Source organism: Pseudomonas sp. IT-P253, assembly GCF_949768125.1.
GTDB lineage: Bacteria > Pseudomonadota > Gammaproteobacteria > Pseudomonadales > Pseudomonadaceae > Aquipseudomonas.
On the sequence record NZ_CATKPT010000037.1, the window covers coordinates 1 to 12,646 of the forward strand.

The 12,646-nt window shown below is 61.5% G+C and carries 12 protein-coding genes; 6 read left to right on the plus strand and 6 right to left on the minus strand.

Annotated elements, in window-relative coordinates; genetic code table 11:
- Positions 1-123 precede the first annotated feature (123 nt).
- Genes ACM6IR_RS19590 through pedF form a run of 4 tightly spaced genes read right to left on the minus strand, consistent with a single transcriptional unit; the run spans position 124 to position 3,180 of the window.
- Positions 124-1,062, minus strand: a complete 939-nt coding sequence (locus ACM6IR_RS19590; RefSeq protein WP_414909219.1) for a quinoprotein relay system zinc metallohydrolase 1 — start codon at positions 1,060-1,062, stop codon at positions 124-126.
- Positions 1,063-1,078: 16 nt separating this feature from the next.
- Positions 1,079-1,840, minus strand: a complete 762-nt coding sequence (locus ACM6IR_RS19595; RefSeq protein WP_414909220.1) for a quinoprotein dehydrogenase-associated SoxYZ-like carrier — start codon at positions 1,838-1,840, stop codon at positions 1,079-1,081.
- Positions 1,840-2,715: a substrate-binding periplasmic protein gene (locus ACM6IR_RS19600; protein WP_414909221.1), complete on the minus strand. Its 876-nt coding sequence runs from the start codon at positions 2,713-2,715 to the stop codon at positions 1,840-1,842. Before ACM6IR_RS19600 ends, ACM6IR_RS19595 begins: the two co-directional genes overlap by 1 nt.
- Before the next feature lie 3 nt (positions 2,716-2,718).
- Positions 2,719-3,180, minus strand: a complete 462-nt coding sequence (pedF, locus tag ACM6IR_RS19605; RefSeq protein ID WP_414909222.1) for a cytochrome c-550 PedF — start codon at positions 3,178-3,180, stop codon at positions 2,719-2,721.
- 402 nt (positions 3,181-3,582) lie between these two features.
- Between pedF and ACM6IR_RS19610 the strand changes: the two genes are divergently transcribed.
- The 6 genes from ACM6IR_RS19610 (at position 3,583) to ACM6IR_RS19635 (ending at position 8,763) form a co-directional block, all read left to right on the plus strand.
- Complete coding sequence (locus tag ACM6IR_RS19610; protein ID WP_414909223.1) at positions 3,583-4,767, plus strand: ABC transporter substrate-binding protein; 1,185 nt, start codon at positions 3,583-3,585, stop codon at positions 4,765-4,767.
- 31 nt (positions 4,768-4,798) lie between these two features.
- Positions 4,799-5,758, plus strand: coding sequence for a YVTN family beta-propeller repeat protein (locus tag ACM6IR_RS19615; RefSeq protein WP_414909224.1), 960 nt, complete (start codon positions 4,799-4,801; stop codon positions 5,756-5,758).
- Entirely contained in the window at positions 5,755-6,486 is a 732-nt protein-coding gene (locus ACM6IR_RS19620) for an ABC transporter ATP-binding protein (protein WP_414909225.1), read from the plus strand. The genes ACM6IR_RS19615 and ACM6IR_RS19620 overlap by 4 nt, the downstream gene beginning before the upstream one ends.
- Positions 6,483-7,274, plus strand: coding sequence for an ABC transporter permease (locus ACM6IR_RS19625; protein ID WP_414909226.1), 792 nt, complete (start codon positions 6,483-6,485; stop codon positions 7,272-7,274). Before ACM6IR_RS19620 ends, ACM6IR_RS19625 begins: the two co-directional genes overlap by 4 nt.
- Before the next feature lie 209 nt (positions 7,275-7,483).
- On the plus strand, positions 7,484-8,041 hold the full coding sequence (locus ACM6IR_RS19630; RefSeq protein WP_414909227.1) for a PQQ-dependent catabolism-associated CXXCW motif protein: 558 nt from the start codon (positions 7,484-7,486) through the stop codon (positions 8,039-8,041).
- A 56-nt stretch (positions 8,042-8,097) separates the two neighbouring features.
- Positions 8,098-8,763 carry a response regulator gene (locus tag ACM6IR_RS19635; protein ID WP_414909228.1) on the plus strand — a complete coding sequence of 222 codons (666 nt, stop codon included), beginning with the start codon at positions 8,098-8,100 and terminating at the stop codon, positions 8,761-8,763.
- Positions 8,764-8,880: 117 nt separating this feature from the next.
- Here ACM6IR_RS19635 and nahK read toward each other — a convergent pair whose 3' ends face one another.
- Positions 8,881-11,475 (minus strand): hybrid sensor histidine kinase/response regulator NahK/ErcS', encoded by a 2,595-nt coding sequence (nahK, locus tag ACM6IR_RS19640; protein ID WP_414909246.1) that lies wholly within the window; start codon positions 11,473-11,475, stop codon positions 8,881-8,883.
- Positions 11,444-12,607 (minus strand): nitric oxide-sensing protein NosP, encoded by a 1,164-nt coding sequence (gene nosP, locus ACM6IR_RS19645; protein WP_414909229.1) that lies wholly within the window; start codon positions 12,605-12,607, stop codon positions 11,444-11,446. The genes nahK and nosP overlap by 32 nt, the downstream gene beginning before the upstream one ends.
- Positions 12,608-12,646 lie beyond the last annotated feature (39 nt).

Sequence of the window (12,646 nt, forward strand, 5' to 3'; positions counted from 1 at the left end):
TCGGCTGCGAAGCAGTCGTAAAATCAGCCACCGCGGTGTTTCAGGTAAATCGAAGTGGCAGGATTGACGACTGCTTCGCAGCCGAACGCAGGCTTCGCCAGCTGCTACAGGTTGTGGGGTCAATCAGGGTTTGGAATCAACTCGGGTCATTTGTGCGCGTTCGTAACGCGGGTACAAATGGCTGACGCTGCGGATCAGTTCGTAGCGGCTCAGGTTGATGCCGGTGAAACGTTCGGGGATGGGACTGCGGATCAGCTCGGCCATGTCGCTGCCGTTGGCGGCGCCGTCACGCATCAGCTGGTCGAGCCAGGTCAGGTAGTCGCGCATTTGCTCGAAGGGCGTTGAGTCCGTGGCCACCGGCCCATGGCCGGGCACGATCAGCGTCCACGGCAAGCCTTGCAAAGTCGCGATGTCTGCCAGCCACACCGACAGCCCGGGGCTGTTGGGCGTGGTCAGCGCACGCTGATAAAACACCAGGTCCCCGGCAAACAGCACGCCGGTTTGCTGGTCGAGAATAGCCAGATCCGCGCCGGTGTGCCCACCCAGGCTCAGCAGGCGCAGATCGTGATTCCCAAAATGTCGCACGCCGGGTGTCAGCGTCTCGGACGGCAACACGACTTCGGTGCCGCGCATCCAGTCGCCCACCAACCGATACAGGTTCTCGGCCATGGCATCGCCCTGTTGATGCAGCAGCGCGGTGGTGTCGGCCAGCGCGCCGATGGGCACGTCGCTGAAGGCTTGATTGCCCAGCACATGGTCGGGGTGATGATGGGTCAGCATGACCTGGATCACCGGCTTGTCGGTGGTCGCGGCAATCGCTTTGCGCATGGCCTCGCCGTAGCGCTTCGACGGCCCGGTATCGATCACCACCACGCCGCGTTCGGTGACGATGAAAGCGGTGTTGACGATGTTGCCGCCGTTGGCCTTGGCGAAATTGTCGGTGCTGCCTTCCAGCAGCCAGGTGTCTTCGGCGATTTGCCGAGGCTTGAGTACGTAATCGAGGTCGGCCAGGGCCGGCAGACTCAGGCTCAGGCTCATGAACAACAACAGCATCCAGCGCATGATGCGCTCCTCGGGGTCAGGGTATGGCCGCATCGAATTGATTGCCGCTGTTATCTCGCAGCAACAGGCGCGTCTGCCCTGCCCCTTCGATGTCGAAGGTCAGGCTGGGGTTTTCGCTGACGGCGGGAAACAGTTCAAGGCGAGCCAGCACCTGACCGTTCTGATCCCGCAGCTCGGCATGGTTGATAAAGAATTCCGGGATGCCGCTGACCATGCCGTTGTCCATCGGATGCGCCACCTGCAAGCGCAAGCGGCTGAACTCACCACGGGGGAAGCGAGCGCCCAGCACTTCGCCAATGTGCTCCTGCCAGCCGGGCTGGCTGCGCACCACGCTGGGCGCCGTGCATCCGCCACCCGCCGCGTCAATCAGGGTCGAGCCGACGTGCCAGAGCCCGTCGCGGGTCAGGACGGCGGCACGCAACGGTGTGGCTTGTTCGATACGGATGCGGATCGACAGCCAGGGCAGCACGCGATCCACGGGTTGGAAATCGACGATTTTCGGCAAGGGATTAAGTTCGGCCCAGGCGAGAATTTTCACCACCTCGCCCTTGAACGCCCGGGCGTCAATTTCCAGGGGCACTTGCCGCGCGTCTTCGGCGAACGGCGGTGCGAGCAGCTTGACCCGCTCATCGAAAACGAACGGCGCATCACCGAGCATCTGCTTGTGATAGAAGTCCCACATCACTGACGGCACCGGGTCTTTCCCCGGCTCGATCTGCGCCGCCTGCGCGGCGATGGGTAGCCAACAGGCCAACAGGCAACTCACTGGCCAGTTCACTATTGGTACATCTCGGGCACGTCATACCGCAGGCCGTATCGGGCATAAATGGCTTTGACCGAGCCGTCGCGGATCAACGCTTCCAGCGCCTCTTCCACGGCGTAAGCCAGTTGGCGGTTGCTCTCGTGCACCGCCATGCCGATTTCCCAGATCTGCTTGCCCATGTTCGGGTAGGCATTTTCGGCCAATGCCACTTGCGGGTCGGCCGCTTCATGCACTTGCCAGTCTATCTCGCCGCGCATGGCCATCACCGCGTCGACTTCACCGGCCTTCATCGCGGCAAACGCCTGGGGCACACCCGAATAATGGTGGGTTTTGCCGGCGAGCATGCCGTTGAACACCGAGGTCAGGTAGAACGACGGCACGCTGTCGACTTCGACACCGATCGGGTGCTGCTCGAACACCGCGACACTGCCCACCGAGTCCAGCCGGCGCCGATCATAGGCGACCTGCCATTGCTCGTTCTGGTACGGGCCGAACATCACCACGTGGTCGTTCTCCAGCTCGCCCAGTTCATTGCGTTTTTGCGAGTAGTCGCGGTCGTACGGCACGCGCATCATCAGGTCGGCCAGTTGCTGGTTGTGCAACTGGCTGGCCCGCCAGATGTAGTCGCGCAAATCGTCATCGAGTTTCTCGCCGGCCGGTGCCCAGATCAGCGTCAGGTGCACGCCCAGTGCCTTGGCCAATGCCTCGGCGAGTTCGACATCCACCCCTCGCGGCTGGCCGGCGTCTTCGAAACTGTAGGGCGCGAAGTCTTTGTAGACCGCGACTTTCAGTTCCCCGGCGGCGATCATCTGGTCAAAGGTACGGACCTGCGCCTGCACCCCCTGGCAGCACAGCAACACGGCGCTGATCAACACGGCGAGCAGGCGCATGAATTACTCCTCGACGTGCACGCTGTCCAGGTAGGTCCGCACGGCCCACAAGGCTTCCTGACTCAGGTAATCGGCCATTTTCGGCATGTACACCCGGCCGTCTCGCACCGCGCCATTGCGGACCCGCTCGACAAACCATTCATCACCGGCGTCGCCGACATCCAGCAGGCGCAAATCGGGGGCGATGCCGCCGGATTTGGCTTCCAGGCCATGACAGGCCGCGCAGTTCTGGTTGTAGGCCGAAGAACCGATTTCCAGCGCTTTATCGTGTTGCGGCGAGGAACGGTAAGGGTTCACCTGCGCCCAACCGTCGGCATCGACCGGCACGCCGGCGTCCTTGATCGGGGTCAGGCCCGGGGTTTCGACCGCTTGCGGCACCACGTTGCCGTGGGCCCAGACAGAGCCTGCGCTGATAAAACCGGCCAGCAGTCCGGCAACAAGTAAGGCGTTGCGTTTTGTTGTCATTGTTATGCCCTCAGGATTGCACGCAAAACCTCTTGGCAGAGGCTATGGCACCCATCTTAGGAATGCCGTTGCGTCGAACCCATGCTGCTTTGGTGGTCGCCGCCTACTTCCTTGGTAGTAGGGCGAGTGGCCGTAACGCGATCTGTAGCAGCTGGCGAAGCCTGCGTTCGGCTGCGCAGCAGTCGTGAAATCAGGCGACGCGGTGTTTCAGGAAGACCTCGCGCTCAGGTTTTACGACTGCTGCGCAGCCGAACGCAGGCTTCGCCAGCTGCTACAAAATTGAGTTACGGCTGCGTTTTGCGGGGTGAGCTACGACCTTGGTACTGGCTCTCCGATACTTTCTGCATATTTCATCCCTGCCGCAGGGTTCCTATGCTGGCGCTACCTGTAATGGAGTGCCTTATGCGCCAGCTTGCCCCTTACGCCTTGATCTACCTGTTGGCGATTGCCTGCGCCGCCGGGTTGGCGACCCAGAGTCAGGCCGCAGACGCGCCGTTGCAGGTACGGATCGGCTATCTGGGCTATCAACCCGACCCGGGGCCGCTGCTGTCGAACATCATTCCCGAACCGACCGATGCCGGGCTGCGCGGCGCCGAACTGGCGATCACCGACAGCAACAGCACCGGGCGCTTTCTCAACCACAGCTACAGCCTCGTCAATGCCAGCGCCGACAGCGCGGATGCGCTGATCGACGCGGCCAAGGCTCAACACGAACAAGGCCTGCGGCTATTTGTGGTGAACGCGCCGGTGGAAACCCTGCGCCGGCTCAGCGCGGTGCTGCCCGACAGCCTGCTGTTCAACGCCGGCAGCCCGGACGACAGCTTGCGCACCACCGATTGCCTGCCCAACGTGCTGCACAGCTTGCCAAGCCGGGCGATGCTGGCCGATGCGCTGGCGCAATTCCTGGTGGTGCGCAAATGGCAACGGGCACTGCTGATCGTCGGCCCGACCCCGGACGATCAAGCCTACGCTGCCGCCCTGCGCCGTGCCGCCAAACGCTTCGGCCTGCAACTGGTGGCGGAAAAAGCCTGGAGTTTCGACAACGATCAACGCCGCAGCGCCCAGGCCGACATGCCGCTGTTCACCCAGACCGCCGAATACGACGTCGTGCTGGTGGCCGATGAACGCGGCGATTTCGGCGAATACGTACCCTACCAGACCTGGTACCCGCGCCCGGTCGCCGGCACTCAAGGGCTGACCCCGGTGGGCTGGCACAAAACCGTGGAAACCTACGGCGCCGCCCAATTGCAAAAACGCTTTGAAGCGACGGCCGGGCGCTGGATGAATGACCGGGATTTCGCTGCGTGGATGGCAGTGCGCAGCATCGCCAGCGCCGTGAGCAAATTGCGCCAGGTCGATCCGATGGCGATCCGCACGCTTGAGATCAGCGATCAACTGCCGCTGGACGGTTTCAAGGGTCGCAAGCTCAGCTATCGACCATGGAACGGCCAACTGCGCCAGCCAATTCCCATTGTGCAACCCCGGGCGCTGGTCAGCACCTCGCCGCAGGACGGCTTTCTGCACCCGTTCAACGAGATGGACAGCCTGGGTTACGACAAGCCCGAGGTCAGTTGCCGCTTTCCCTGATCCGACAATCACAACAACAAAGGAATCTGCCATGCGCCGCACCCTGCTCTCATGCGCCCTGCTGCTTGCCGCCGGGCACGCCGTGGCCAGCACCGCCTGGGTCTCCAACGAAAAGGACAACAGCCTGAGCCTGATTGACATGCAGACCCTGCAAGTCACCGACACCCTGCCCGTTGGCCAGCGCCCGCGCGGTCTGTTGCTGTCTCACGACAACAAGCTGCTGTACATCTGCGCCAGCGATTCGGACCGGGTCCAGGTGATGGACGTGGCAACGCGCAAGATCATCAAGGAACTGCCGTCGGGCAAGGACCCCGAGCAATTTGCCCTGCACCCGAATAATCGCTGGCTCTACGTTTCCAACGAAGACGATGCGCTGGTGACGGTGATCGACACCGAAACCTCCAAAGTGCTCAGCCAGATCAACGTCGGCGTCGAACCGGAAGGCATGGCGGTCAGTCCCGACGGCAAATGGGCGGTGAACACCAGCGAAACCACCAACATGCTGCACTGGATCGACACCAGCACCCAGACCCTGGCCGACAGCACCCTTGTGGATCAGCGGCCGCGCTTTGCCGAGTTCTCGCCCGATGGCTCGCAACTCTGGGCCTCGGCGGAAATCGGCGGCACGGTGACAGTGCTCGACGTAGCGACCCGCAAGATCCTCAAGACCGTGACCTTCCAGATCAAGGGCGTGCATCCTGACAAGGTCCAGCCAGTGGGCATCAAGCTCAGCGCCGACGGCAAGTACGGCTTCGTCGCGCTCGGCCCGGCCAACCATGTGGCGGTGGTCGACGCCAAGACCTTTGAAGTGCTCGATTATCTGCTGGTGGGCCGGCGCGTCTGGCAGATGTCGTTCACTCCCGATCAGAAGCAATTACTGGCCACTAACGGCGTCAGCGGCGACGTCTCGGTGATCGATGTCGACAGTCTCAAGGTCAGCAAATCGATCAAGGTCGGGCGCTATCCGTGGGGCGTGGTGGTGACGCCATGAACGCACTGGAGGTCAGCGAGCTGAGCTTCGCCTATGGGGCGAAAGAGGCCTTGCGTCAGGTGAGTTTCAACTTGGCGCCCGGGCGTTTTGCGGCGCTGCTGGGGCCGAACGGTGCGGGTAAATCGACGCTGATTGCGCTGCTGACCCGGCTCTACGATTTGCAACGCGGGGATATCCGGGTCGGCGGCTGCTCGTTACGCGATGCACCGCGCCCGGCGCTCAAGCAATTGGGCGTGGTGTTTCAACAAAGCACTCTGGACCTGGACCTCAGTGTCGAGCAAAACCTGCGTTATCACGCTGCGCTGCATGGCCTGTCCCGGCGTCAGACCGGTCTGCGGGTCGAGGCTGAACTGGCCCGCCAGGCCCTGACCGAACGCCGTCGCGAAAAAGTGCGCGAACTCAATGGCGGCCATCGCCGCCGGGTGGAAATCGCCCGGGCGTTGCTCCACGAACCACGTTTGTTGCTGCTGGATGAAGCCAGCGTCGGTCTCGACCCGGCCAGTCGGCTAGCCCTCAATCACCACCTCCGCAGCCTGTGCCGCGAGCAAAGGATCAGCGTGCTCTGGACCACTCACCTGCTTGACGAAGTGCAGGCCAGTGACGATTTGTTGATCCTGCATCAAGGACGCTTGGTGGCCAGCGGACAAGCGGATGCCCTGAGCCTGGAACACGGGGGCGACCTCGGTTCAGCCTTCGCTCGACTGACAACCTCAGGAGCCGCCCGATGAATGCGTATTGGCACTGTTTCAGCGGCATCGTACTGCGCGAATGGCTGCGCTTTGTGTTGCAACGCACGCGGTTTCTCAGTGCTCTGGTGCGGCCACTGTTGTGGCTGCTGGTGTTCGCGGCCGGTTTTCGAGCAGCACTCGGCATCGCGATCATCGAACCCTACGACACCTATATTCCCTACGAGGTCTACATCATTCCGGGGCTGGCCTGCATGATCCTGCTGTTCAACGGCATGCAAGGTTCCCTGTCGATGGTCTATGACCGGGAGATGGGCAGTATGCGGGTGCTGCTGACCAGCCCCCTGCCCCGAACCTTTCTGCTGTGCAGCAAACTGTTGGCCACCTCCCTGATTTCGCTGTTGCAGGTGTATGCCTTCCTGGCGATTGCCTGGGTGTACGGCGTGCAACCGCCGGCCATGGGTGTGTTGATCGCATTGCCGGCATTACTGCTCGTGGCGTTGATGCTCAGCGCGCTGGGCCTGCTGCTGTCCAACGCCATCCGCCAACTGGAGAACTTTGCCGGGGTGATGAATTTCGTGATCTTCCCGCTGTTTTTCCTGTCGTCGGCGCTGTATCCGTTGTGGAAGATGCGCGAGTCCAGTGAATGGTTGTATTGGTTGTGCGTGTTGAACCCGTTTACTCACGCGGTGGAGCTGGTGCGGTTTGCCCTGTATGAACGCTTCAATCCGTTGGCGCTGGCGGTGTGCATGGGGCTGACGCTGCTGTTTACGCTACTGGCGGTACTCACCTTCAACCCGCAACACGCCGCCTTGCGTAAATCCAACTAACCCCACATTTCCCTTTGTTGTAGGAGCGAGCTTGCTCGCGATGGTGTGTCAGCTGCATGGATGTCGGCTGACACACCTTCGCGAGCGAGCTCGCTCCTACAGTGGGCATCGAAATTACTACTTTAGTACTGGTTTACCTGTCTATCGTCGCATTCCAATCGCACCGTAGCTGGCATGTAATGGGTTCATAACTACAAGGATTGAACCTCATGTTGCGTGCCCGACATCGTCTGTTGCGCTCTTCTCTGGCTGCGCTATCGCTGGGCCTGCTGCCGGGCGTCGCGCACGCCGAAACAGCCCTGTTCTCGGCTGACGGCTATCGCATCAGCCTTTACCGCAGTCCGACGCCCCATCAGGTCGAGGGCGCGGCCATCATCGATACCGTCGCCCTGCAAATGCTGCTGACCCGCACGCCGCGTCCGGTGTTGATCGACGTTTACCGCCGCCAATGGCTGGAAGGACGTTTCATCGAAGACCAGCCCCATGAGAACCTTCCCGGCAGCCACTGGCTGGCCAATACCGGCGACGGTGACCTGACGCCCGCCTGGCGCGACTATTTTGTGCGTCACCTGAACACCCTGACCACGGGCGATCTCGCGCAACCGCTGGTCTTCTACTGCCGCGCCGATTGCTGGCTGAGCTGGAACGCAGTCAAACGCGCCGCCGCGATGGGCTATAAGTCTTTGTATTGGTATCGCGATGGCCTGGACGCCTGGCAAGCGGCAAATCTTCCCGTGGCGCCGGCCCAACCTGAACCCTTCCCGTGAACTTTACGCTGGCGCGTTGTTGCCACACCCTAATCAAAATAATGAGGTGAAAGGCTATGTATAAAATTCTGATTGCCGACGATCACCCGCTGTTTCGCGAAGCCATACACAACGTCATCAGCGATGGGTTTCCGGGCAGCGAGGTCATGGAGACCGCCGATCTCGACAGCGCCCTGCTGCTGACTCACGACCATGACGACCTCGACCTGATCCTGCTCGACCTGAACATGCCCGGCATGCACGGCCTCAACGGCCTGATCAACCTGCGCAACGAAGCCCCGACCATTCCGGTGGTGATCGTCTCGGCCGAACAAGACAAACAGATCGTGCTGCAAGCCATCACCTACGGCGCGGTGGGGTTCATCACCAAATCCTCGCCGCGTGTTCAGATGACCGAAGCCATCCAGCAGATTCTCAACGGCAACGTCTACCTGCCCCCGGACATCATCCGCACGCAAAAAAGCGGCCCCACCCGCCGGATGAACGATACCCCGAGCTTCCCGCCGGAACTGCTGCAGGCCCTGACCCGCAAACAGTTACTCGTACTGGAACGCATGACCAAGGGCGAGTCGAACAAACAAATCGCCTACACCCTGGAAATCGCCGAAACCACGGTCAAGGCCCACGTCTCGGCGATCCTGCGCAAACTCAACGTGCACAATCGGGTGCAGGCGATTTTGAGTGCCGGGGATATTGATTTCGGGTCATACCTGCGGCGTTAACCGCGTCGCGCCCTTCGCGAGCAGGCTCGCTCCCACAGTGGACCTGCGTCGTACACAATGCAGATCAATGTGGGAGCGAGCCTGCTCGCGAAGGGGCCAGCACAAGCACCAGAGCATTCAAGGCCTGCCGAGCAAATGACTCATCGCCGTCTTGAGCTTCATCGGCCGTACCGGTTTGTGCATCAAGGTGTGGCCCAGTTCGCGGATTTGCTGCTTGAGTTCGTTGCTGTAGTTGGCGGTGATCATCATCGCCGGAATGGCCGTGCCACGGCGGGCGTTGATCCTGGCCACGGCATCGACACCGTTCTGATCGTTATCCAGGTGATAGTCAGCAATGAGCAAATCGGCTTCTTCATGGTAGTTGTCCACCTGCCGCGCCAGGTCCTCCTCCGACAACGCCGTCACCACCCGACACCCCCAACCTTCAAGCAATGTGCGCATACCCGCACAAATCGCCGCGTCGTTGTCCAGCACCCACACGCGGGCCCCGCGCAGACGCTCCAGCATCGGTTCGCTCATCAACAGGCTCGGCATTGCCTTGGGCGCCGTGGCGCTCAACGGCACTTCGACGGAGAACATCGAGCCCTTGCCCGGCCACGAACGCACGTGAATCCGGTGGCCGAGGATCCCGGCAATTTTCTCGACAATCGCCAGCCCCAGGCCCAAGCCACGGTCCTGGTCCGGCCGCTGCACGTCGCCGCGCTTGAACTCCTGGAAAATCTCTTTCAGACGGTCTTGCGCAATGCCCATGCCGCTGTCCCAAATCTCGATCGATAGCCGCTGGTGATGACGCCTGCACCCCAGCACCACCCGACCGCTGTAGGTGTAACGAATGGCATTGCTCAGCAGGTTGCGAAGAATCCGCGCCAGCAATTGAATATCGCTGCGCACCAGTGCTGAGCAGGGGATGAAATGCAATTCCAGGCCTTCACTGCAGGCCACCTGGGTGTACTCGGCCGCGAGGTTGTCCAGCAGTTCACTCAGGGCGAACGGCGCAATATCGGCCTTGATCACCCCTGCATCCAGCTTGGAAATGTCCACCAGCGTGCCCAGCAGGTTTTCCACATCCTCCAGGGAATTGCTGACATTGCGCACTAAAACCGCGTTGGCCAGCGGCTCCCGACGTTCCAGCAAAGCGCTGGTAAACAGTCGCGCGGCATTCAGCGGTTGCAGCAGGTCATGACTGACGGCCGCGAGAAACTTGGTCTTCGACAGATTGGCCTGCTCGGCCTCTTGTTTGGCTTCGCGCAAGCGCGACTCCACGCGCCGACGCTCGTCGATTTCACGCAGTAACTGGTCATTGAGGGTGGTCAGTTCGGTCGTGCGTTCGCGCACCCGCAGCTCTAGGTTCTGATAGGCCTGATGCAGCGCCTCGGCCGTGCGTCGGCGCTCGGTGATGTCGCGGATCAACACGAAAATCCCCACCACTTCCCCGGTGGCCAGGCGATTGGGTACGTAGGAGCGCAGCATGTAACGCTCCTGATTGTTGATGTTTATTTCAGCGAATTCGAATGTCACGCTCTCCCCCGCCAGGGCCCGGGCCACGTAGGCTTCCAGGCGCTGGCAATGCTCTTCGCTGTGCACTTGCCGCAGGCTCTGCCCAAGCATCACGCCGCGGGGCCAGCAATACCATTCTTCGTAGACCTTATTAGTGAATTCGTAGACCAGATCGGCATTTAGGTAGGCGATCAACGCCGGCACATGGTCAGTAATCAGGCGAATCCAGCGCTCGCTTTCGATGAGCGCTTCGGCGTGCTGATAGCGTTCGGTGATGTCGGTGAAGGTGTTGACAAAGCCGCCGGTGGGCAACGGATGCGTGCGAATTTCCAGCACCCGCCCATCGTAGAGACGTTGTTCGCATTCCTGCACGTGCCGCCCGTTTGAATCGCGACTGGCCGGGGTCAGCAGGTCCAATTCGCTGTCGGCGATCACTTCGGCGAACGGGCGGTGGGCTGCCACCGGCGCCAGGCCGCTGAGCTCCAGAAAACGCCGGTTCCACAACTCCAGAATCCCCTCGGCATTGACCATCGCCACACCTTGGGACAGGTTGTCGACCGCCCGTTGCAACAAGTGGGATTTCTGCGCCACCGCTTGCTCACGTCGCACGGCTTCACTGAGCTTGACGTCGGTAATGTCGGTAAACAGGATGACCCGCCCGCCTTCCTGGGTGGGCCGCTCGCTGGCTTGCAGCCAGCGCCCGTCCTGCAGGCGATAAAGCAGATTGTCATCGGTATGCCCCCGAGGCTCCTCGGTGAACAGTCCAGTGCTCGTCATCAACTGCTTAACCTCGCCCAGGCGCATACCGGCGTTGATCCGCACCCGGCTGATGCCCCAGAACGCCCTGAAACGGCTGTTGAACAGCACGATCCGTTGCTCGGCATCGAACAGCACAAAGGCGTCGGAAATGCTCTCGATGGCATCGATCAAATGTTGGTGGGCGGTTTCGGCCCGCAGCCGCGCTTCGCTGAGCAGATGATTACCGGCCCTGAGTTCGGCCATGGCCTGGTTCAAGGCGTCGGTGCGCTCACGCACCTGCTCGGCCAACACCACGGAATGCTGGAACGCCGCGTACGGGTCGTTACCCCGCGTGATGCCTGACTCGATCCGTTCGATCAGCGCGTCATTGATGCGTTGCAGTTTGTGGTTTTCGTGGCGCAGGCTGGCGATCTGCGCCTCAAGCTCAACGGTGTCCAAGGGAGCGGCCTCGGGCAATGGCAACCCCGGTGAAGGTCTGGTTGATGTGCATGCCATTGAACTGTTCTCCGTAGGTGTTGAAGCCCATCACCCGCTGGTCGCGCAAAAACGCCCCGATCTGCTCCAGACGGCCGTCGTCTTCCAATTCCAGGCGCCTGAGAAAACAGTCGCAGCCAAGGGTCAATAACAGATCGCCGAGGCGTTCCTGCAACCCCTCGAACAACGCTTGCAGGTTCGGCAGCATCGGGCCCGGGCTCATGACCGTGAGCACAATGCCGTTCTCCACCGCACAGTAGAAACTCAGGCTGAGGTCCGGATGAACCTGCTGGATCGCCCGCACGTAATACTGATCGTTGATCCGCACCGCCAGCGGGTGCGCGGCGAAGACTCGATGGTCGAGTTCCGCCACCGGTACGCCGATGTGGCGGGCGTACTCCTCGGCGGCGGGCTCGGCATTGAGTTCAAAGACCCGGCGCGAAGCACTGTCGGCACCGGTGACCACCAGTTTTTCCGCCCGTGGCAGGATGTGGTGGGTGGTGAACACCTCGAAGTCGAGCCAGGTATTGACCAGGACCACCACCGCTGCGCCGCTGTGGAACTTGCCACCGAAGTACACGTGGGTGTGGGTCAGGTAGTTATCGTCACCGGCCGAACCGCCGAAATGAGGAATGTCGCCCAATGCCGCGCTCAAGGCGGCGAGGACCATTTCTTCACGGCTGGACAAACCATCGAGCAGGGTCAGGGCAAAGCTGTTGCCCTTGATCGGCGCCAGGGTATTGCTACGACAGCCACTGACCAGTCGCTCGACCATGTGCTGGGCGTCGATCAGGCTGAAGCGTTCCATTTCGTCGATCAGCTCGGCGTCGATGGAAAAATGCCGATGGTCGAAACCCACCGCCGTCACGCAGTTGCGGCCGTAACCCAGCGGGGTGATTTCTCCGGCACTGGTGCAACCCACCAGGCGAATGCCACCGAAGCTTTCCTGCAAGGCCTGCCCCAGTGCCTGCAAGTCGTACTCGGCGGAGCAAAAGAACAGCACAAACCCCAGGTGCGGGTGCAACAACTGTCGCGCCAGTTCCTGGGCCACCTGCTGGGCCTCGGTGGCCTGGGACATTGCACTGACGACGCCTTCGCTCTGGACCTGTTGCATTGTGGCCTCCCGCGGGTGCGCCTGTATGGAGCACGAGTG